At 35.2% G+C, this 22,339-nt stretch carries 19 protein-coding genes; 11 read left to right on the top strand and 8 right to left on the bottom strand.

The features are described 5' to 3' along the window. The first annotated feature begins 13 nt into the window (after window positions 1-13). Both NYQ10_RS20655 and NYQ10_RS20650 read left to right on the top strand, forming a co-directional pair. The gene (locus tag NYQ10_RS20655) at window positions 14-481 is read left to right on the top strand and encodes a hypothetical protein (RefSeq protein WP_179005292.1); all 468 of its coding nucleotides are present in this window, start codon (window positions 14-16) and stop codon (window positions 479-481) included. Then, on the top strand, window positions 481-1,158 hold the full coding sequence (locus NYQ10_RS20650; protein ID WP_179005294.1) for a hypothetical protein: 678 nt from the start codon (window positions 481-483) through the stop codon (window positions 1,156-1,158). The genes NYQ10_RS20655 and NYQ10_RS20650 overlap by 1 nt, the downstream gene beginning before the upstream one ends. Before the next feature lie 162 nt (window positions 1,159-1,320). On the opposite strand, the gene mobC is transcribed toward NYQ10_RS20650, so the two are convergent. The 3 genes from mobC to NYQ10_RS20635 are packed head-to-tail and all read right to left on the bottom strand — an operon-like array spanning window position 1,321 to window position 4,968. Next, window positions 1,321-3,309, bottom strand: a complete 1,989-nt coding sequence (gene mobC / locus NYQ10_RS20645) for a conjugal transfer protein MobC (protein WP_179005296.1) — start codon at window positions 3,307-3,309, stop codon at window positions 1,321-1,323. A 25-nt stretch (window positions 3,310-3,334) separates the two neighbouring features. After that, window positions 3,335-4,591 carry a relaxase/mobilization nuclease domain-containing protein gene (locus tag NYQ10_RS20640; protein ID WP_179005298.1) on the bottom strand — a complete coding sequence of 419 codons (1,257 nt, stop codon included), beginning with the start codon at window positions 4,589-4,591 and terminating at the stop codon, window positions 3,335-3,337. Then, window positions 4,576-4,968, bottom strand: coding sequence for a plasmid mobilization protein (locus NYQ10_RS20635; protein ID WP_179005299.1), 393 nt, complete (start codon window positions 4,966-4,968; stop codon window positions 4,576-4,578). The genes NYQ10_RS20640 and NYQ10_RS20635 overlap by 16 nt, the downstream gene beginning before the upstream one ends. A gap of 291 nt (window positions 4,969-5,259) precedes the next feature. Here NYQ10_RS20635 and NYQ10_RS20630 point away from each other — a divergent pair, with 291 nt between their 5' ends. The 3 genes from NYQ10_RS20630 to NYQ10_RS20620 all read left to right on the top strand — a co-directional run bounded on the left by NYQ10_RS20630 (window position 5,260) and on the right by NYQ10_RS20620 (window position 7,591). Then, the gene (locus NYQ10_RS20630; protein WP_179005301.1) at window positions 5,260-5,550 is read left to right on the top strand and encodes a hypothetical protein; all 291 of its coding nucleotides are present in this window, start codon (window positions 5,260-5,262) and stop codon (window positions 5,548-5,550) included. A 186-nt stretch (window positions 5,551-5,736) separates the two neighbouring features. Next, window positions 5,737-7,245: a MauE/DoxX family redox-associated membrane protein gene (locus tag NYQ10_RS20625; RefSeq protein WP_179005303.1), complete on the top strand. Its 1,509-nt coding sequence runs from the start codon at window positions 5,737-5,739 to the stop codon at window positions 7,243-7,245. A gap of 64 nt (window positions 7,246-7,309) precedes the next feature. Continuing rightward, a complete protein-coding gene (locus NYQ10_RS20620) occupies window positions 7,310-7,591 on the top strand; it encodes a hypothetical protein (RefSeq protein WP_179005305.1) in 282 nt (93 codons plus the stop codon). Between the two features lie 59 nt (window positions 7,592-7,650). Here NYQ10_RS20620 and NYQ10_RS20615 read toward each other — a convergent pair whose 3' ends face one another. The 3 genes from NYQ10_RS20615 to NYQ10_RS20605 form a co-directional block, all read right to left on the bottom strand. Further along, a complete protein-coding gene (locus tag NYQ10_RS20615) occupies window positions 7,651-10,248 on the bottom strand; it encodes a S9 family peptidase (protein ID WP_179005306.1) in 2,598 nt (865 codons plus the stop codon). A gap of 67 nt (window positions 10,249-10,315) precedes the next feature. Next, complete coding sequence (locus tag NYQ10_RS20610; protein WP_179005308.1) at window positions 10,316-11,725, bottom strand: RagB/SusD family nutrient uptake outer membrane protein; 1,410 nt, start codon at window positions 11,723-11,725, stop codon at window positions 10,316-10,318. Window positions 11,726-11,736: 11 nt separating this feature from the next. Beyond that, complete coding sequence (locus tag NYQ10_RS20605) at window positions 11,737-14,760, bottom strand: SusC/RagA family TonB-linked outer membrane protein (RefSeq protein ID WP_179005310.1); 3,024 nt, start codon at window positions 14,758-14,760, stop codon at window positions 11,737-11,739. A 506-nt stretch (window positions 14,761-15,266) separates the two neighbouring features. Here NYQ10_RS20605 and NYQ10_RS20600 point away from each other — a divergent pair. Beyond that, window positions 15,267-15,542 carry a helix-turn-helix domain-containing protein gene (locus NYQ10_RS20600; protein ID WP_179005312.1) on the top strand — a complete coding sequence of 92 codons (276 nt, stop codon included), beginning with the start codon at window positions 15,267-15,269 and terminating at the stop codon, window positions 15,540-15,542. Window positions 15,543-15,619: 77 nt separating this feature from the next. Here the strand turns inward: NYQ10_RS20600 and NYQ10_RS20595 are convergent, their stop codons facing one another. Both NYQ10_RS20595 and NYQ10_RS20590 read right to left on the bottom strand, forming a co-directional pair. Continuing rightward, a complete protein-coding gene (locus NYQ10_RS20595; protein WP_056253890.1) occupies window positions 15,620-15,796 on the bottom strand; it encodes a histone H1 in 177 nt (58 codons plus the stop codon). Window positions 15,797-15,864: 68 nt separating this feature from the next. After that, window positions 15,865-17,562: an AraC family transcriptional regulator gene (locus NYQ10_RS20590; protein ID WP_179005314.1), complete on the bottom strand. Its 1,698-nt coding sequence runs from the start codon at window positions 17,560-17,562 to the stop codon at window positions 15,865-15,867. Between the two features lie 336 nt (window positions 17,563-17,898). Between NYQ10_RS20590 and NYQ10_RS20585 the strand changes: the two genes are divergently transcribed. The 5 genes from NYQ10_RS20585 (at window position 17,899) to NYQ10_RS20565 (ending at window position 22,316) form a co-directional block, all read left to right on the top strand. Then, window positions 17,899-18,588 (top strand): hypothetical protein, encoded by a 690-nt coding sequence (locus NYQ10_RS20585; protein ID WP_179005316.1) that lies wholly within the window; start codon window positions 17,899-17,901, stop codon window positions 18,586-18,588. A 293-nt stretch (window positions 18,589-18,881) separates the two neighbouring features. Further along, window positions 18,882-19,769 carry a helix-turn-helix domain-containing protein gene (locus NYQ10_RS20580; protein WP_179005319.1) on the top strand — a complete coding sequence of 296 codons (888 nt, stop codon included), beginning with the start codon at window positions 18,882-18,884 and terminating at the stop codon, window positions 19,767-19,769. 33 nt (window positions 19,770-19,802) lie between these two features. Continuing rightward, window positions 19,803-21,005 carry a hypothetical protein gene (locus NYQ10_RS20575; protein ID WP_179005321.1) on the top strand — a complete coding sequence of 401 codons (1,203 nt, stop codon included), beginning with the start codon at window positions 19,803-19,805 and terminating at the stop codon, window positions 21,003-21,005. 16 nt (window positions 21,006-21,021) lie between these two features. Beyond that, window positions 21,022-21,588 (top strand): hypothetical protein, encoded by a 567-nt coding sequence (locus NYQ10_RS20570; RefSeq protein ID WP_179005323.1) that lies wholly within the window; start codon window positions 21,022-21,024, stop codon window positions 21,586-21,588. Between the two features lie 242 nt (window positions 21,589-21,830). Continuing rightward, window positions 21,831-22,316, top strand: a complete 486-nt coding sequence (locus NYQ10_RS20565; RefSeq protein WP_289878076.1) for a hypothetical protein — start codon at window positions 21,831-21,833, stop codon at window positions 22,314-22,316. The last annotated feature ends 23 nt before the right edge of the window (window positions 22,317-22,339 follow it).

Genomic DNA, 22,339 nt, shown 5'->3' with positions numbered 1-22,339 from the left:
AATTTTACATGAAATGGAAGACTCGATATTTAAAGATGCTCCAAAATTTATTTCTCAGCGATTTTCATCTATAAACAGATATGTATGGAATTCATTTTTTCCTGAAAATTTATTGAATAAAGAGCTAAGAAAAATTGAATCAGAGAAAAAAAGGAAAGAGGAATTAAGAAGGCTGAAAGGTATAGTTAATGAGGCTTCAATAGTAATTCTTATATTCATTTTGAAAAAGTTTTTTAAGGAAGGAACGGAGGCAGCAATCAAAGCGGTAGATACATTTCAAGATATAGGAATTAAAGATGGCTTTCAGATTGGTTCGAAGCATTTTAAAGAAAGAAATGAGAATGTTTTGGAAGGGTACAGACTAGCTGATTTGCTTGTAGAAAAAATTGAAGATCCAGATCTTCTGGATCTGATTAATAATTCAAGGTATGTTACTCAAATTATTGAAAAATATCGTAAAATAATTTACCCTGAAAGATAATGGATAATTATTTATTTGATCAGAAAAAAGCTAAGCAGAATTTGCAGACTTTTTTTAAAAGCGAGAAGTCAAAATTAACAAGTTTTGGAAATGCAGTCAATCAAACATTCGAAGCATATGTTTTCGCTAAGGTTATTGAGTATTATAAAACAGCTGGTTATTCTATAAGAATTGTCAATCCTAAAGTAAATGGGAAAGAAGTTTTCAGATTGAAATTTTCGACTAGAGGAGCTCCTAATAAATATTCATATGCAATAATCACACTTGATGAATATTCATTTCAGCTCAGGCACCAGCTTAGAATAACTACATCTGCATATGTTCGTGGGCAAAAGAATAATGCCAATATCTGTTGCGATATATCTTTAATTGAAGACAATGATCTTCTATATTTTACATCAGATGATGCAGTGCCAAATGAATGGTTACTTAGTTTTGGAGAAGTAAAGCATATGTCAGCTTTTGCAGAGCTAGTCGCTAGTTTTGTAGGGTTAGTTCATGAACTTCAGCCAAGCAGACTCAAAAAGATAAGAAGTAAAAAATATCAATCAATCCACTTGGCTCCGTTTCTTTATGTAAGTGGTATTTTGAATCCCACTGCAAGAGGAATTTTACAAAGCATTCAGCGTAGAAAATATGATATAGACCTATATTCATTTGATAATCCGATGAAATAGTCACAATGCCAATTTGTTTTTATATTTATTGTTCCTACAAATTTTATATATAAGCAATATTGTGTATTAAAGAGGTTACGCTGATAGTGAATTCTACTGTTATTTTTTTGTGGAGAAGAAGGTCCTAAATATTCTTTTTTTCCTTATTATACAAGAGCTGTCCTATTTCTTCTTTCTGATAGCCAAATGGGACAAGGCAGGGTCATGCAAAAGACGCTCCATTTCTGAATTAACTATTTCGGAGATATCTTCTTTTATCTGCAGATAATTACGTTCAATAATTGTATTGTTTATAATGCGCACAGGGCTGATTCCCTGATATGCGTCTTCTTCTTTTTTTAGCTGCTCATGATTATTGATTATCTCGGAATGGAATGTTTTGAGTTCAATTTTGCAGTCCGGATTATCAGCTGTAATGCCGACAAATTCACCAGAGCTCAAACAGGAAATCTTAGAAGCAGGCACAGCAGCTTCCAGCTGTTTTGATCTGCTGATGGAGGTATCTGAGCTGTTTATGGAAATGCTCTCACGGTCCTGCATTATTTTTCCAAAACGTTCTGACAGCTGTTTTGCAGTATCGCCGTTCACCTGTCCACTGATGATATTTCCCGTGATATTGAGTATGACGTCTGCCTGTTCTCGGCCATAATCTTTGCGTAGCTGGCTGAAATCCTGAATCCCAAGACAAGTGCTTACCTTATTGCTTCTGGCCGTGGCTATCAGGCTGTCTATATTATTAAGATAGATAGTCGGGAATTCGTCAAATATGAGGCTGCTTTTGATTCTCTCTTTCTGGTTCACCTGCTTGATGAGCCTGCTTACATAAAGCGAGAGAACGGCGCCATAGGTTTGTATTTTTAGCGGGTTGTTTCCCATGCAGACTATCTTTGGATCTTTGGGATTATTGATGTCGAGCGTGAAGTCATTCCCAGAGAGTACATAGTAAAGCTGCGCACTGGAGAGCCTTGCCATAGATATCTTGGCAGAAGCTATTTGCCCCTCCAGTTGCTCCATAACATTTTGGAGGTAGGCACTAACAAATGGATCTATCAAAATCTCTATCTCTTTTTCAGTTCTTAGCAAGCTAAAAAGACTGTTGTATTCAACCTGCATCAACTCAATTACATGAGGCAGGGTGCAGAACGCGCCGTTATTGTATTTACGCAGATACCATATTACAGCAGTAAGAAAATTGATAGGAGATTCAACGAAAAAGTCTCCCTGCTTTTTTATCCATTCACGGTTTAATCCCAAAAGAATAGTGCGTGCTGATTCAGCTGCATCTGTTATGTCGTCCATTGATTTCGGATCAAGAGGATTGCATCTGTGCGTGCGGCTCAGGTCATCAAAATTAATGACGTAAAATTTAGGTTCCACCTTGTATAAATGCTTGTTCTGAAGCCAAGTGTTATAGGCTATTATGCTGAGGTCGTCAAACTTAAAATCATATACAAACATTGAGAAGCCTTTACGGATGTGCTGGGTTATAATGTGGCGGATCACAAAATAGGATTTTCCAGAACCCGGTGTTCCTGCTACCAAGATTCCCCGAAAAGGATTTATGATATTAATCCAGCTTTTTCGGACTTTGTTTTTTAATCTGTAATGTGCCGGCAGATTAATGGAATATTCATTTTCAAGAAGCCTTTCTTCCTGCGGAAATGTTTCATTTTCACGGTTGAAAATATCCTTATGGCTGAGATTTCTTCTTATGATTCTCGACAAAAGTGTTCCGCCTGCGAGCATGAGCAGATATCCAAAGACAGTACAGAGCACATAAAGAACCAGATTTTTTTCAGGAGTGGCTGGAATGATCAGAAAAAAATAGCTCAAAAAATAAGCGATCAGTCCCAAAACCATATAATAAAATGCAATTTTGAACACCAGCTTTTCATTTTTACTGCCCTTTGCCCCAAGCAGGGAAATGCATAAAAATCCCAAAGAAATCAGCTTAGATAAATGAAAATAATCAAAGAGCCCGGTGCGCAAAATATTCCCCAGCAGTTTATCCCCAAAACTGCCTGCAAGTCCCCATATTTTAAACACATTATATCCGTAATAATAGAAATGAAGACCTAACAATATCATGCTGATAAGCCTTGTCATATCTAAAATTTTTCTAAGTGCCTGTTCATTTTCACCTGTCTGCATAGTCTTAGTTTTTTAGTTAGTAATCTTAATGCCCTTTTCCTTTTTTTCGTTTCTTTCTTCTTTTCAGCTGAGAGGGAACAAAATCAGCAGAAAACTCGGGCTGGAGCACCGAATCAATTATTTTCTGCAGCTCGCCAACAGAAATAAATGAAGACTGAGATGGTTTATTTTTTAATGTATTATCCTCAAGAATTTTAACGGCGTTTCTGCCAGTGTTAAAATCTTTGACACCGCAGCGTTCTTCTATGCCAGAAGCTGAGTAAGTTTTTCCTAGAGAGCTTCCGTTAAATACACATTTTGTTTTATGGTCTATGTAGGTTAAGCCATAAAGGATCTCCTGTTCATTTCTTCGTTCAGCAGTTTTAATTCCATCTCGAATAAGAATTCTGTCGAGATCAGAAACTGACTTTATCCTGTTCTGTATAAAGGCGAGATCAACCGCATTTTTTACTCTCTTTAAATGGGAATTTCTCCCAATCTTATTTGCCGCAAATTTTATTTCGAGATAAGCAAGGGTAGGTTTCATGTAAAAGCTGCTGGCTTTTAAGGGAACACCCACAGGCTGTCTCTTATCGTTCAGAATCTGGTACGCCAGACCTTTATGGAGAAACATTCTTGAATCTTTACTTCCCTGCACGGCGGTAACATTGTAGAGATTCAAGACTGCATTTAATTCTCCTATTGTGGTATATTTATAATTAGGAATTACTGCGTTTAATACAGCAGCAATTGCTTTTTTAGTTTCAGCTTTTCCATACTTTAAAACACTGCCTTGCGCAGGTTTTATATTTAGTATTTTTTCCTGTTGTCTGCCCAGTGCAGGAACCAGATTGAATGCCTTTTCAATTTCTTTACGGGCTGTTTCAGACTGGTTCCTGCCTATGTTCTGCATGTCAATTCTCTTTCCGTCGGACTTCACTTTTACAGACACTATATGGATGTGCGGATGTCCCGCATCATGATGCTGGTAGACCAGATACGGCTGAAATCCAAACCCGATTTTTTCCATATAAGATTGTGCAATTTCCATCAGCTTACTCTTTGAAATATTGCTTTCAGAGGAATCGAAATTTAGTGATATGTGCACACTTCCGCGCTTGACATTTGTATTTAATTCCAGCTGTTTTAAAAGAAGTTTAAGCCTTGATTCTTTGTGAAGTTCAGAGGCTGCTGCAGGATAATTTCCTTCTCCTATGAGTTCTGCTTTTCCTGCTTCCATCTTATTTTCATTATAATTGAAGATGTTTCTGACTGATGATCCCGTGTTTATGACTGCAACCATTTTTCAGCAAGATTTCGGATAGTCATTCTAATATCTTCAATAGAATTGAACAGTATTTTTTTATCTGTTTCAAAACCCAGAATCCACATTTTGAAATCAGAAGTCTGTGAAAGCGAGTGCAGTTTTTTCACTGCCTGATTAAAATTGTTTCCAATGGGATTCAGATCTGTTCTGAGCCTTGTTAATTCGGATATTAAATCATCAAGAGATTCGTTTCTGTATTTTAAAACAACAGGTTTTTGAAGCAGATTTTTTCGGGCAAAATCACTCAGTTTTGGGCACAGAGACTCTGCAAAATATTTCTGAAGGATCTTATATTCCTGCTCACTGAGCCTGAGATGGAGCCATCTGTTTCTGTTTTTTTTCTCGTCTTTCATCATTTTTCCTTTTCATTTGACATTACAAAACTTCCAGTTTTCACTGCCAGCGAGTTCCGAGCAGAGAGGCAGCAAAATATCGATTGTGATACAACCGGACATCTTGCAGATTGCAGGAACGTGGCAATCTTTCTGAGCCTGAATAAAAAACTCAGACTTCTTTCAAATACTCAGACGAATTTATGCAGGAAAATCCAATGCATCCCATCATAGGTAAATTTTGCTTATGATGCTTTGATGCATCATTGCTAACTTTAGGCTTTGATTTATTAATTTAAAAATGCTGAAATTATGAGTGCAAAGAATTATGCAGCCAAGGTGTTTGATACTGTATTGAGCATCCCTGGAATGAGTGAGCCGGTGAAGATTGATTTGAAAATTTCACGCAAAAATGTACTGCTTTTATCCCACTTTATAGAAAGGGGATTGCTGCTGGAAAAGGATGAAGGTAGTCTCATGGGAAGCATAGCACAGGACGAAATTACCGAACTAAAAAACATCTCGCAGGAATGCCTTCAAAAGGCTGGCCTTGTCGAACTCAATCAAAAGCTTTTGACTTTTATCGAAGACGGTAAGGTATAAATAGGAGAAACTGAAAAAACTCGAAAATGCTTTATGGATTTTTAATCTGTAGAGCATTTTTTTATTATTTAAGAGTTAAAAATGAAACTGGTATAGTTTTGATGTTTTTTGGTTTGTTTTTGATGTTTTTTCTTTCAATTTGCTGATTTACATTTGTTTTATATTAAAATAAAATTTGCCGAAGACATGGAAAACTCTAGAATTAACAACAATATAGTTTCTATCGTTAGCTTTTTATTTATACTACTATTTGTGTACGCAGCTGTAAATAAATTATTTGAGTTTGAAACTTTTAGGGTGCAGCTAGCACAGTCACCGCTTATAAGTGTTTTTGCGGCATGGGTTTCTATTTTAGTGCCTTTAATAGAGTTACTTATATCGTTGATGCTTTTATTTCCTAAGTCACGTTTTGCAGGACTTTATGCAGCGCTATGCCTGATGACTATGTTTACTGCTTATATTTTTATAGTGCTACATTTCAGCTCCTTTGTGCCATGTTCATGTGGCGGAATCCTAGAAAAGATGTCCTGGAATGTTCACCTTGTTTTTAATTTCTTTTTTATCATTCTCGCTTTAACTGGTCTACGGTTTTATGATGATTATCAAACAAGAATAAATTCAAATATTACAAAGGCATCCAAGTTAAAAAGGGCTGGACTAATAATGTTTTTCAGCATAAGTGTTGTAATTGTTTTGTTCCTAAGCTCAGAAGAGATCATTCACAAAAATAATCCATTTATTCGGCGATACATTAAAAAGACTATTAAAGCGGTTTATAATAAAGATTTAAAATTTAACTCGTATTATTTTGCAGGCGTTAGTGGAAGTAAAATTTATCTGGGGAATTTAACGGATCCTTTTGGAGTACTAAGCATAGACACTCTTCAGAATATGAGTGCAGAACATAGAATTAAATTTATTGATGATGGAGAGCCTTTTCGTAAGATTTTTGCAAAGGTGAAGCCACCCTATTTTTATCTGATAGATGGTACCGTTCCAATTGTTTACAAAGGGAATATCAAAGATTGGAAAGTAACAGGTAAAATAAAAGATATTCCACGTTTCACAGCTGCCGAACCAATAGACAGTGTAAGTCTGTTCTTACGAAATAATACAGGTCCCAATTCAGGCCATCAGTTAGGCATATATAGCGAAAGTTTTAAACCAAATACGAAATACTTTCCTGCACTTTTGCAGAAGCAGATTGACGGTATTTTCGATACAGACGGGATGCTGCTTTATAACAATGATCTCCATGAAATGATATACGTCTATTATTATCGAAACGAGTTTATAATTTCCGATAAGAAAGGAAACTTTAAGAGAAGACATACAATCGATACGATCAGCAGAGCCATGATAAAAGTTTCGGATTTAAAAGAGCATACTGAGCGCCGTTTAAGTTCCCCGCCATTTTTTGTAAATGCACTATCAGCCACTATTAAAAACCTGTTGTTTATACATTCGAAAGTTCCGGGACGCTATGAGGATGATCAGATTTGGAAGAGAGCATCAGTGGTTGATGTATATGATATTAACAAGGGAATTTATCTACTGAGTTTTCCTCTTTTTACAGAAAATAATCAAAAAATAAAAGATATGCGTGCAACTAATACGCATCTATACATTCTCAGCGGTAATAATCTAGATATCTATTCCTTTAGGGGAATCTTGAAAGAACAGCTGAAAGAATAGTAAATTATAATATACCAGCGCTGGTTGCAGGAAAGAGATCAACACCTGCTAAAAAAGTAGATCGATGTTTAATTTAATATTAACTATTATGAAAAAGACATTTTTAAAATCGACCATGCCTTTTACTGCTGCGGTAGTATTAGGAATTTCAGGTGCGTTCTTCACCACCTCTATGCAAAGTGCATCGAAATTAGCACCTCGTGACGGTTATATCAACAGCCTGTCAGGTGTCTGTGATGTCCAAGTGCAATGTTCTGACAATAGCAATAATCCAATTTGTAAAGCAAATGGACAGACTGCTTTTGGTAAAGCGAATAATTGTGGGGAGACACTTTATATGCCATAATTAATTTAAACAATCATTAAAAGCAATGCAGTTCTAAATGAACTGCATTGTATATTTTATTATCCACGATTTTCAATCCATTCAAACGCCTTTTCATTTTTAAGAAAGTGATTGAACCACTGCAGTATTCTAATTGAAAGATCCTTTTGGTTGTATGGATCCGAAAATGAATGTTCTTCTTCTGGATAAAGGAGCATTATATTGTTTTTCTCAAGACGATGCATTGCAAGATAAAGTTCAATACTTTGATGCCAGTCAACCTGCTGGTCATTTTTTCCACTCCAAAAAAGAAGCGGTTTGTTGATGTTTTCTACATTGTTCAGCGGCGAATTATTTAAATAAGTAAGAGGCATTTCATAAGCAGAAACTCCTAATCTAAACTGTCCAATATTAAACTTTATCATATGGGGTTTTCCGGTACGCCAGTTAATCGCATGGTAGAAACTGTTCAGATCTATCGGGGCAGCACCAGCAACCGAAGCTGCAAATATATCAGTCTTACCTGAAATGTATGCAGTCTCATAGCCTCCAAAAGAATGTCCCATAAGTCCGATTTTGTCTGGATCGACCAAGCCTTTTTCAATAACTGCGGAAGTAGCTGCTGTAACGCAGTCTAGAGCGCTTTCACCTGTCTTTCCAGTTTCGTATTCAATGTCTGGACACAATACAAAATATCCCTCAAGAGATAGCACAGCTGGATTAAATCCGGCAGCCTCAAACAAAGTAGGTTTGTAGTATTTATGTATTTTTTGCGATTGTTTTTCATATATATGAACAATCATAGGGTATTTCTTTTGTGGATCATAACAAGCAGGATAATACAATCCAGCACGAAGCGAACTCCCTTTCGAGTTTTTGTAGTCAATATGTTCAGAATGCCCCCAATAATATCCTGACTGATGTTTATTGCTTTCAAAAAAAATGTAGGGAGTCCTGTCTACGGCTTTATATACCAAAGAAGGTGACCTGTTAAAGTCTTGTGTCTGATAAATGTAAGAATTAGTTTCCTTTATAAAATGGATTTGACTAATAGATGCAGGCTCATATACAATTGGCTGTTCTTTATTGGTTTCATTCCATTCAAAATAGCCGGATTTTACGTCACTTCCTTCTGCGTCAAGTATAGCTCCTTTACTAATTTTTATGGTGCTGCTTATACACCCGTCATAATTGTCCAAACGAAAATTACCTCCTAAATTATATGCGAAACGGAATTGAATTTGCTTTTTTTGTCCGCTTGTAAGTCTTCTAAATGCCCCATCTGGTTTAACGGCCCAAATGTCATAGCGATCATATAAAAGGATCTCGCTATCGCCATCAGTCCATCCTGGATTACCGAATGGGTAACTTAAATCCATATTTGCTGCCAGACCTGAAAAAACTGTATTAATCTTTTCAGTAATATTTTTATGACTCTTCTTAGATATATTATAAACCCACCAGTTGTCTTCAGAGAAATAGGCAATATATTTACCAGTAGGAGATGGTAGGATACTACGTCTGAAATCCTTTATGTTTTTTACTAAAAATTCCTGTTTTCCAGTTGTCAGATTCTTTAAATAGAAATCTCTAGGCGCATCATATTCTAATCCGGGCTCATGAGCGAGAGGATCTGACAGCAGTGCATACTGCTGGTCTCCCGTAAGTAAAACATCTGAAAAATCTTCTGAGGATATAACCTCGAATTTTCCAGTCAATGGAAACCATACTGCAAGACTGGGCTTGTCACTAAAAGGTTCTGATTTCTGCTGCTGGGAATAGATTTGTTTAGTTTTAGTATACCAAATTTCAGGATCTGTTTTTATTTTAGCTTTTTTGCCATCTGACAGTGGTTTTATACAGAAAAAAACCCTTTTTAAATCACTGGAGATTGCAATTGGATATCTAAAATCATTCGTAATTAATTTGTTTTTTGGAAACGCATTTTCTAATAGGGGGTTAAAAACAAATAGAGCATTTTCTTCAAAATTGTAGTAAGAAATTGACGCTTGCGAATCTTGATTGTATCTCCTTAAAAATGAAAAAGCTATTGACTGCTTCCATACAAAATAGTCCCAATTTTCTGGGCTTTTTTCAATTAGTGTTTTTTGAGGAAATCCGGATTTTAGTTCCAAGATCCCCAGCGAAGATAAATTTTCTGATTTAGAAACGTAGACAATTTTTCTGCCGTCAGGACTTAACAGAAAAAAAGAAATCGACTCCATTTTTTTTACAAGATTATCTTTGGAGTCTATAATCTTTAGCGTTGAATTATTCCCGTGCTGTACCAGTATCACTAATTGATCTGTTTCAGCTGAGTAAGAATAGTTTTTAACATCAGATATATTTTTAGAACTTCCATTTTTTAGATTAAGAATATTTAAATCTCCGTTACTCAAGGATACGAAGCGCTCTTTTTTTAGAAATTGATAGTGATTAATTTCTGTAAAATTATATACCTTTTCTGATGTTGTGCTTTTTACAAATAAGGTATCCTTCCCGCTGTCATACGCTAAGAGATAACTGACCCATTTCCCTTCTGGACTTACTCCATTAAGCCTTATATCCGACCACAGAGAATAGTTTTCAATCTCTACCTTTTTTTTTTGCAACGCCTGTCCTCTTAGAGGACAGACTACTAATTGCAAAATTAAAAACAAAAATAAAAAGGGTTTCATTAAAAATGTGTATCGATGACACTTTTGTGTAAATATGAATGGATTATAGAATTTCATTTGACTATTATTAATATCCAGTGTTCTGAGGAAGTAGATTTGAATTTAAGTTTATTTCATTCTGAGGTATTGGAAACAGCCTGTCAGCTGTATTCCAGCCAGGCTTAATTCCCGACAGCTTCTGATCCAAATTACCGGTACGTTTTAAATCAAAGAAACGATGACCATACTCAGAAAACAGTTCCAGTTTTCTTTCTTCTAAAATGGCATCAAGAATCTCCTGTTTTGTGACTGCAGTCGTTTTACTAAGTCCGGCACGCTGGCGGATTTGGTCAAGGTCTTCTTTACTTCCAATGATATCGCCCTGCTGAGCTCTTGCTTCAGCCCTGACTAAATATTGTTCCGAAAGCCTTAACATTATAGGGTATTCTTTTGAAACAGAAGTATTATAGAATTCTTTATATTTAAATGGATAGTACCATGTCGAGGCACCGCTGGACAGTGATCCTGTCCATGAATTTTTTCTCTTATCAACAGAAGTAAAAGAATTGATGATTGCAGAATTCAGTGCTGCAGAAGAAGGCGGGACGGTGAAAAAAATAAAAGAGGCTGCTTCATCGGTATTTTTGCCACTTACAGAAGACTGCAACTGCCATATTGTTTCTTTAGATTCTTTTAGAAAAACCGATTTTAAATCCGTCTGGAGCGCAAAAAGCCCTGAGGCATTTAAAACTGCGGATGATGCATTGGCAGCTTCAGCCCATTTTCCATCATATAAGTAAACTCTTGCCTGCAAGGCAAGAACAGCATATCTGTTTGGTCTTGTTCTCTCATTTTTTATATATTCTGAGCCAAGCATATCCGCTGCAGCGTTCAGATCATTAATAACTAGGTTATATACCTCCTTAGTGCTCACTTTAACAGGCATACTGTTTATTTTATAATCAGTGCTTACAATATAGGGAACGTCTCCGTAAAGATTAGTCAGATAAAAGTGCACAAGTGCTCTTATAAAAAAGGCTTCACCAGAAAGCTGTTTTTTCTGTACCTCCGTAAGCGACAGTGAAGCTTTTGTCCTTTCTATTACAGAATTAGCTGCATATATCTGGTTATAAGCCACACTCCAATATTCCTGCAAATTAGTGTTGCCCGGCAGTAAAGCGTTTATATAGAAGGAAGAAGCAGATGAACTTGGTGTTCCATAAAAATCTAGTTCATCAGCATAATTTGCAAGAAGATATGAAATGCCAGAACTCTGTCCCGTGAGCATTCCTCTGTCCCTTATTTTTGAATAAATATCGGTAAGTGCTGCACTCGCAGTCAAATAATTTTCGAAAACAGCAGAGCTGGGAAGCTGTGACTGCGGGGAAGCAGTTTCTACAAATGAATCACACGATACTGTTAAAATTCCAGTTGCTGAAAGAACAAAAAAAAGTGCTACATTCAGTGAGAAAATGGTATGGGATAAATAACGTTTCATAATTAGGTTAATTAAAAATTAAATTGGATTCCTCCAGTGATTGTTTTTAAAGGAGAAAGATTTCCAGAAGAAATAAATTCAGGATCCCCGTCTTGATAATTTGTAAATGTCAATAGGTTTTCTGCCTGAACATTTAAACTGCACTGAACGTTTTTTAATTGAAGAGGGATCAGCCAGGATAGTGCAATATTTTTCAGTCTTATAAAAGAAGCATCCGTTACAAAAGCTGTGCTTGAATTATATAGATATCCGTTGTTAACAGCTCCATTATTATAACCTGCAGTATAAATCTGGTAAGGAGTCTGGTCTCCAGGATTTGTCCAGCTGTCCACAAATCTTACAGGCATATTGGACATCTGCCCTGCAGGATCTAGGGACGCAATCGTATTTTTCTGCTTGACAAATTGAAACAGAAAATCTAGTTTCCATGCTTTGTATGACAACTGATTCTGCAGTCCGCCATAATATTTCGGCGTTAGATCCATTGCGATCTGTTTGTCTTCAGGACTGGTGATTTTTCCATCTAAGTTTAAATCACTAAATTTATAAAGACCAGTTTGGGGATCAACTCCTTCAAATTGATAAAGTAAACGTATATTTAGCGGTAAGCCTATTCTATAGGTTTGGCTGTAGGATGAACCCTGTAGGTTGGGAAACTCAAGCAGTTTATTTTTGTTAGTTGAAATATTAAAATTAGTTGCCCAGCTGAAAGTTTTGCCAGTAATGTTTTCTGTACGTAAAGTAAATTCAAGTCCATTATTTTGAACTAAAGCATCAAGATTTGCCTGAAGAGTGGAAAAACCGGTAGTGGATGCCAGCGGGATTCCTACAAGTTGATTTGATGATCTGTTTTGATACCAAGCGGCAGTCAGAAATATTCTATCATGAAGAAAACCTATTTCAAGAGCTGCTTCCAGTTTTTTATTGACCTCCCATCCAAAATCGGGGTTGAAAAGGCGTGAAGGCTGAAGTCCTACATTTCCGTCGTACAGTACACCAGTTGTGGTATATGTATCTAGGTATTGATAGTCGCCAATCTTGTCACTTCCTGTCGTACCGTAACTTGCACGTAATTTTCCAAAACTCAGCCACTGATTGTTTATCATGAATTTTTCCTTCGAGAATAACCATGCAGCCCCTATGGCACCAAAATTCGCAAACTGGTTTTCGGGTCCGAATCGACTTGAACCATCACGTCTTGCAGTAAGATTTAGAATATATTTTTCTTCTATGGTATAATTGATGCGTCCAAAAAAGGCCTGATATCTGTATTGTGGTTTTTCGCTGAACAAAGTTCTGGATGTTGATGCAGAAGCCATGTTATAAATTAGGCTGTTGGAACTAAACCCTGTTCCGGATTGGGCCAGACTAGTTGTGGTCTGATCCTGAAATGTGCTTCCCAGAATTACAGAAAGCTTGCTTCCAGCGAATTCCCTGTCAAAGTTAATCTGAGGTTCTACGATCCAAGAAGTTCTTTGAGTATTGTTAACGAACAGGGTGGAAGAAGCACTGGTAACATTAGCGACAGGGTTATAGATAGTAGAAGGATTAATTCGCGTCTCCATATGATTAAGATCACTATAGCCTAAATTGGCTTTTAGCTGAAATCCTTTGGATATATCGTATGATACCACTGCCCCTGTAATAAGATCTCTTGTTTTAGACTTGAATTTTGCCTCAAGATTTCTAAGAGGATTTAACCAAGTGTTACCTGCCCAGTTTAGTTTTCCATTTTCGTCATATAAAGCAGGAGCATTGGGTGCAAGAAACTTTGCAGTATAAGTAAAATCAAAAGCGGGCTGATTGTTGTTTTGCAGGTTGTAGCCAGTGTTGACAGAAAGCCTGAAACGATCATCTGCTGAGGTGTGGGTGACACTTAGCTGAACCCCGCTCTTCTTATAGGTAAATTCTTCTGGAAAAACAGTGGACTGTTGGCTTGAACCGCCACTTAATCTGAATTGAGTGCGCTCAGAGCCCCCTTGTACACTTGCATTTAAAATAGTTGTAAGTGCAGTGCGTCCAGTTAGGGTCTTCTGCCAGTCTGTGTAACGATTTTGGTCCCATGTTCCATTTACATCAAAAGCTGATGCTGGATAGGAAGTTATTCCATCATTTGCAAATGCTTGTCTACGCATGTTTAGATACTGTTCCGTATCCATTAGTTCTGCAAACCTAGTTACGGATGATGCACCTGTTGACGCATTAAATGAAAAAGTTGTTTTTCCTTTTCTTCCTTTTTTCGTTGTGATAAGTACTACACCATTTGCTCCTCTCGAACCATAGATAGAAGTGGCATCTGCATCCTTAAGAACTTCTATGCTCTCTATGCTTGCAGGATCAATGCTGTTAAGCGGACTTGTTAGTGAAGGAAAAGGAGTTGAGGTCTGGCTGTAGCCGATTGGATCTGATGAATATGGAACTCCGTCAATAATATAAAGCGGGGCATTAGCATCTGATCTTATGCTGTTCTGGCCCCTTACCTTAATGTCAAAAGCGCCGCCCGGCACGCCTGTAGTCTGTGTAATCGAAACTCCTGCCATTCGTCCCTGCATAGCTGCCAGTACATTTGTCACAGGCTGCGTTTCAATATCTTTGGAAGTTATACGGGCAATGCTGCCGGTGCGTTCACTTTCTTTAACCGAATAATATCCTGCATTAACTCTCACTTCCTGAAGTGTGGTCGTATCATATTCTAGGGTAATGTCAATTTTAGATCTGCCTTTTACAGGGATGAGCCTGGTTTTAAATCCTATAAAGGATACTGAAAGTGTATCGGTAGGTGAAACACTGATAGAATACTGTCCATTGTAATCTGTTATTGCAGCATTGCTTGTTCGACCTCTGACTGAGACGGTGACACCAGGCAGGGGAGCAGTTCCGTCGGTGACGGTTCCCTGAACTTGAAGATGTTGCGAAAATGCGCTGAAAAGCCGTTTAGAATTTGCGGCCATTGATGATGAGAAAGACAATATTATGCCCGCAAAAAACAGGCAATAAACTGCTTTTCCATCCTTGTAGAATGAAGAATAATTCATAATATTGGGATTGGTTAGTTAAATTGATTTTGATTAGCTAAGGTCCTCTACGCTAGTTTGGTCGCTGCCGTTGAGGGCCATTTTTTATGCTTGAAGTAAAAGCAAGTTTGATTTCTTAATTCACAGGCATTATTATTTCAGATTAGTGACTAGTACTGCGAAAGAAACATTAAGAAAGATTTGCAATGAATTAAAGAGGAGTTAAATAAAAAAAGCGTGGAACTCATCTTAAACGCTATCAAGGTACTGGTATACCCACGCACGAATAAGTGAGCCCACGCCATAAGACGTGAGCATCTTACTTATCATCTCGTGCGTTAAAAATTACCAGTTTTTGATAACGAGATTCAAAGCGAATGCTTCAATATTTTTTAATGAAGGATCGCAAAATTACATTTTAATTGCAATTATTTTACAAATATAACAAAAAAAGCTTTTGGTATGATATATCATACCAATATTTTTAAAAATAAGTATGAATTTTAACTATTCATAAAAAGAATGGTGTGACTGAAAAGGAAAAGCTAGGGGAAGAATTTAAAAGACTGCGTGAAAATATTCCTAGCAAAGAATATAAAGGAAAACCTATGTCACAACAAGAACTCGCCGATCATAATACCGGAGTAACAAAACACTTAATTGGTACAATTGAAAGAGGAGAAGCTAATCCAACCTTAGAAAAAATTCTTTATTTAGCAAAATCATTAAATATTAAAACTATTTCAATTTTAAATGTAGATATAAATGTTGAAAAGTTTATCAAGGAGATCGGTAAAGAATAGATTAATATATTTTTTAGAATATCTCTTCTGCTCCTTAAAAAAAGTCCTTCTAAATTTAGAAGGACTTTGTATAATAATTATTTTTTCGATTCTTCAATAGAAACTTTTCTAAACTCTTTTAAAAGTTTTTCAATTTCCAAAGAAGATTTACGAGCTCGAGCTCCAGCAGCTTTAACTCCTTTTTCCGATAGAGAATCAGATTCAGTTTTGAATGTTTCAATCTCTGCATTAATCTTTGCGATCAGATCTTTCATATTGTCTTTTTTTAAATTACGGCAGCAAATGTAAAAGTTACAGATTAAAACGAGTTCAAAAAAATGAATTATTTACTTATTTGCTCGATAAAAAAATTAACTGGCATTTGGGTCTTTTGCCTGAACGCAAGAGCAAATTGCTGCGTACTGCTGAAACCAGCCATTTCCGCTAAAGCTGAATTAGTATATTTTCTTGCCATTCTATCATTCTTTAGTAATTCTATTATATAATCTATTTTTAGGTCATTAATATATTCTACGAAACGTTTTCCTTTGTAATGTGAAATTACTTTGTAGAGATATTTTGAGTTGGTATGTAGCATTGAAGCGACCAAATTGAGGCGAAGATCTTTTCCTAGAAACTTTTTAGAATCTTCAAAATTCTGTAATGCATTTAAAATAGAAGTAATCGTCTCGAAGGGTATATCAAGTATTACTCCTTTCTCTTTTGTCGATTCTTTTGTATCTTGAGGTTTGGTGTTTAATTCAAGTATAAGTTCATCAAATTTCTTTTTATAAAACTTTTTATTCTTTTGATGCCTGTAGTTAAGATAAAAAGATACAGTAAAAAGTACCAATATAACTCCCGCAAAAATTAAGTCATAATGCTTTTCCTTTGCAAGTTCTTTATGAATCTGCTTATTTTCAGTTTGAATTTTTTCTTTCTCAATTATTAGTTCTTTGGTATCATAGCTCTTATGTATTTTAGTCACAAGATATTTGTACGTATTATTTAATATTGTATCTGCGCGGAGTAGCTGGTCGATGTAGTACAATTGCTTATTGAGATCTTTTTTATTTTTGTAATAACTAATTAAAAGCTCGTATGCCTCACGAAGATCAGGTCTTATATAGTTTTTGTCTTGAAAAACCGAATCAACTTTTACTAAATAGGGAAGGGCTCTCTCTTTATTTTTTACTGCCCAAAAGCTCTTACCGATATAAAAGTATCCTACTGTTTCATTAGCAAAATCTCTATTGTCTTTTACTTTTCCAATTACTGATTCTATCTTTGACACTGCTAGATGATAATTCTTTTTGAAATATTCATTAATTCCATCCGAATGAATAAAATAGATCTCCATGTCAGGAATTCCCATAGATTTGCCTTCCCTAATACCCTTTCTATTAATATTAGAACACAGTCCGTAATTTCCAATTCTGTTGTAGCACACTCCAATTGAATGAAGTGTGTTGAGATAAGCTGTGGTATTTTCAATTTTGAAGTAGATTAAGCAATCATTAAATAATGAAATGGCTTCGTCATAAAACCCAAGATAGTATTTGATTTGAGCCATATGATATTTTACCTTATTGATAAGATATTTATCATCTGAACCAGAAATATAGCTATTTGCCTTAATGTAATACTGGAAAGCATTCTCATAATCTTTACGACCATAATACACTATTCCTTTTGAGAGATATGATGAACCAAGGAGAGTATTGTCAGCTGATCTTTTAGCACTGTAAATCATGCTATCTGCGTAGATTAGGCGCAATTTTTCAGGAGAATGATGAAGAATATTTTGGTATGCATAAATTATCTGTTTCCAGTTTTTTTCTCTTTTAGCTTTATGTAGATAACTGAAGAGATATACAGACGCTTTCGAACTGTCTTCTCGATACTTATACAATTGATCGTCAAGGTAAGTATAAGTTTTATATTTTAATGAATCAGTTGATTTTAATTCTCTTTTCTGTGCAAAACCGAATTCAGAATAAAAAACACAAAACAGCATTACAAATATTAAATTTTGTCTCATACGGGCGATATTTTTTATAGATATTTCATTGTGATTTAATGAATCCTGAAGAAAATTTGCCACCGCAGGATTATCTTTCTAAAGCCATTTGTAAAAATAGGTTAAATAGTTGAATGTTAAGGAATTGTTATGTTAAAATGAGGTGTGGATTTCCATGAAATCCATAGTGTAATTTCATGGAAATCCATATACAATGGCTTGCGCAAGGCTTTTTTACGAAATAGATTTGCTCCGAATTCAAAGGCAAAAATGTTCAGCAAGGTGCTGAATTAAAGTTCTGCCAATCCGGATGAAATGGACTGGGGTAATTCCCGCTCACCGTCAAACTATTGAGAAATGAAAAGTTTTTTATTAATGAGCATGACCGCTTTTTTGGTATTTTCATGTTCAGCTGACCAAGATTATAATTCTGAAATTGTGAACACTGTGGTTCCAAATGCAAATGAAAAAGGAATAAATGCTTTTAATAAGTTTAATCCTTTTGAACAGACAGGTATTAATTTTTACAATGACCTTGACTTCTATGTTTCTAAATATGGATATCCAAGCTCTAATGAGCACTTAATTGATCAAGTATTCTTTTTGCTGGCTAAACGCGGAGATAGTAAAATGACAGGTAAAAGCGTCATTACTATAACACCAGAATTGATATCATTGATTTTATCAGATCCTGAAGGAAAACTTGTAGAAATTATTAGTGAATCCGATTTGAGTATAGCTGTAAAAACAAATTTAAATGAATTTGTTGCGGATTTAATTAGTAGAGCGCAGGATGATTATGACGAGGTATATGAACACATCGTATCATATGAGGCAGCTGTTGTGGTTGATTCAATTTTGGAAGAAGATGAAAAAGATACAATTTTAAAAGTTTCATCAATTTCAAGATACTCCTTATATGCCGAGGCTAGACAACGTGATCCTGATTGGAAGACATCAGTGACAAACAGGCCGTCAGTTCCCTTCCTGAAAGAGAACCAAATGACATATATTAACCTGGCGGTTCTTTTAAACGCAATCAAGTAAAATTGAATAGATTATTAAAATCCTATTAGAATGAAACTGCGAAGCATTTTATTTCCACTCTTGATTTTAGTAAATCTTATAGGTCTCTTTTTCATCATAGGTCTTTTTACCTATGATGAGATGGAAGCCGAAAATCATAATGTATTAAGTTTATGGAACAACCTTAGAATTTCTGCATATGTTCTATATATAATTACTCTTTCCAATCTTTATTTCTTTTTTTTTCTCATAATTAGAAGGAAATTTAAAGATTAAAAACTTGAATACATCTTAAAAATGATAAAATTAGGATAATGTTAAAGAATTTAATCAACACGAAACTGCAAAACCTTCCTATTGACGGATTCGATATTCACCTTATTAAAAAATATGAAAAAGTCACTAATAGTGTAGATGAATTTAAGTCTGAAAATTTAGCCTTTTTGCTAATAAGATCAGGAGGATTTAAATTAAAACTTGAAGACGTTATTCAAGATTTGTCGGCACGCGATTTAATTATAATTCCTAAAGACTCAGATTGTAATATTCTTGAAATTCACGATAAACTGCAGATTTATCTAGTTACATTCTCTTCAGAGTTTACGGTTAAAAACTGTCTCAAAAAAGAGCTAATCGACTCGTTTTACTTTTTTATAAGGAAAGAAACAATGAAAGCATCACTGAATGAAAACGAATATTCAGTTTTGTCTCTTATTTATAGGCTTGTATATTATGTAAATGTGAATGCACATAGAGAGGGATATGAAAGTGAGCTACACCGTATAAGTTTAAATTTATTCCTTTATGAACTTAAAGTTATTTATACGAAGTATGTTGGGAATTCGATGCCTAAGTTCACTAGAAAGGAAAATATTGTTATGGAGTTTTTGACAATATTGTCAATTCACTATAAAAAACAGCATCACGTTCAATTTTATGCAGGAGCTCTTTTTATCACTCCAATTTATTTAAACAGAGTGGTAAAAGAAATTACCGCCAAAAGCGTCAAAATATTAATTATAGAGGCACTTATAAGCGAGGCTAAGATTCTTCTGGAAGATGGTCAGCTGAGTTTGGTAGAAATATCAGAAGAACTGGGATTCGAAAGTCTGTCAATTTTTAGGATATTTTTTAAAAAGTACACTTCTTTATCGCCTTCTGATTATCGATCTAATTCTTTTGAAAAATTCAAAGGCAGCTAGTGGTTGATGTAATTATCGAAAAAAAACTATGCTATGATGAATAATATATATCCATTAGAATGGTTTGATTCTTTGATACTGCAGACTTTTGATCCATTAAGCATGTATATTGACAGTTTGACTGATAATGATATAGCAGTTATTTCTGAGAATATTTCCAAGGAATCTATAAAAATACAGGTGCATATAAAAAATGAAGTTTTTTCATTAAAGAAGAAACGACATATACGCGTCACAGTCAGGCAATATCATTCAACACTAATTTTTCTGCTGGACAGTATTATGGAAAATCGAACGGAAAAGGTCATTCAATCTGACAAAATGCGGAAGCTTGCTGATCTTCTCATTTCAAACCTGGATTATCTGATTTCTTTCATCGAGGATAGATTCTCTTATTATTTGAGCCTAGATGAAAGAGTTCCAATTACCTATCTTATGGTTTGCAGAAAAGAACTTGCATTAAAACTGCAGAGAATCAGTAAAAGGAATTTAAGTACTGAGCCTGATAAAGTAACAATCAAGCGAGTTGTAAAAATACTGCAGAATGCAATTGAAGCAGAAAACGGAAAGAAACTAACTTATCGCCGGATCCTTTATTTCCGGGAGCTTTTAAAGCTGTTAGAAGAACATAATGATGATATGGAAAATCTTTCCATTTTCACTCCGCTTGATGAACTTCTAATTGACCATAATTTTAATTCGGTGCAATATATTTCAATTCTAACAGAAAGGATGACCGAGCAGATTTACACAACCGAGAAACAATCTGCCAAATTAAACCTGCTTCTGCTATTTTTCAAGGATTTTAAACAGCTTCACTCAAATGTGAAAATAACGTTCGATGCAAGCCATCAGAACATTAAGGATGTTTTGGAAAACTGGTTTGTATCAGAAATTAGTTTCCTTCAAAACCGAGATGAAATTGAAACTCAAGATATTTCATCTTCTAAAAAAAATAGCAATCCCTCACATCTTGCTGACCAAAATAAAATCCAATGCACCCTTTCTTCTGATCAAATGGGTCTGATTTTAAGAGCAACCGATGAAACAAGGATATTAAAGGCCAAGTCAATGAGCCTGATTTTTAAAACGATTGTTCCTTATCTGTCAACACCATTTAAACGGAATCTATCGTATCAGTCGGTAAGAAGCAAGTCCTACAATCCTGAGGAAAAGGATAAAGAATTTGTTATTAAAACATTAGAGAAAATTATTAAGCATATAAAAGAATATTAATTTAATTATTGAGATTATGAAAACATTATTAAAAATAATACCAGTGCTTTTGTTTCTTTTTATCTCCTGCCAGAATAAAGAATTGGATTTTAAAACTGCGGAAAACTTGATTATTAAAAAATACAAATATCCATCTGTTATAGATTTTGAAGTATTCTGCAGTGATCCTATTCATGCAAGAAGAATGCTGGATTCGGGACTGGATGAAAAAGGTCTTGTCAAGATAATTAAGACAAGAGAATTTAAAGATCGTGAAAAACCGTTGATCGAATTTACAGCCTTATCAAAAAACTTTCTGCTTGAAAGGACTTTAGAAGAAAAAGAATATAAAATACAGAAGGTGAAGATCGGATCAAAAAATTTTGATAAAATCATCCAGATAACTGCAGAAACAAACGATAAAAGAATGGCTGTTGCCGAGTACAACGTAAACTACCGCATGAATGAGTTTGGGGTGTTATGGCCAGGCCTTCCTGCCGAAAAAAAAGAAAAAGCATATTTCATATTCTCAGATAATGGCTGGCAGATTATTGAGAAGAAAGATGCCGAACTTATGATGCTTAAGAAAATTACGGAAAAATAAATATCTAAAAACGTTAAAAAAGTGCCTCCTATTAAGGAGGTTTTTTTATGGATTTAAATTAATGTCCTACGCTTAGCCGGTATTATAATTTAGAGGTACAGGGGTACAGCTGAGGTACAGAAAAAGTTGTACTTGTAGAAGTTTTATTTCCGCAGTTACTTTGGAATGTAAAATAAACCATAATTATTCTTCTTGGTTTATTCATAGTATGAGATGATGTTGAATGATAAATGAAAAATGCTATGTTAAATTCTATTTCTTGGAACAGTTACCTAGTGGCTGTTGTTACTCTATTAGTCCTGTGGTATCTGTATATATGCTTCCGCTATTATTCTTCTGAGATAAAGCAGATTCTCTCGGGCAGAAAGAAAATTGGTTTTCCGTCATTAGGAAAAAAAACAAAAAATGATTCCTTGCCTTCTTCTGACCAGGAAGATGGTAATCCTGCAAATCTCAATGAAGCATTTCAAGAATCTTTTGCTACACTTGATGAGGTTAAAGAACTGTCAGCAAGACTGACAGGAGCAGTTTCAGAAAGTGCCGAACTGGGCCGTCCAAAGCAGGAATTCAATAATTACATCAGATTAATACTCTCTGAATATCCTTATGTGAAGATCTCTTCTTTACGCAGCAATGTAAATAATCTGCTTGCTTACGAAACGAAAAAGCACCCGGAACTGCTTCTCACTTCTAATGAGGCAGACAAACTATGGGAAGAAAATAATTAAAGAACAGCAGAGGAACTTTCCCC

This window comes from Flavobacterium johnsoniae (assembly GCF_030388325.1).
Classification (GTDB): domain Bacteria; phylum Bacteroidota; class Bacteroidia; order Flavobacteriales; family Flavobacteriaceae; genus Flavobacterium; species Flavobacterium johnsoniae_C.
This window is presented reverse-complemented; position numbering and strand designations above follow the sequence as displayed.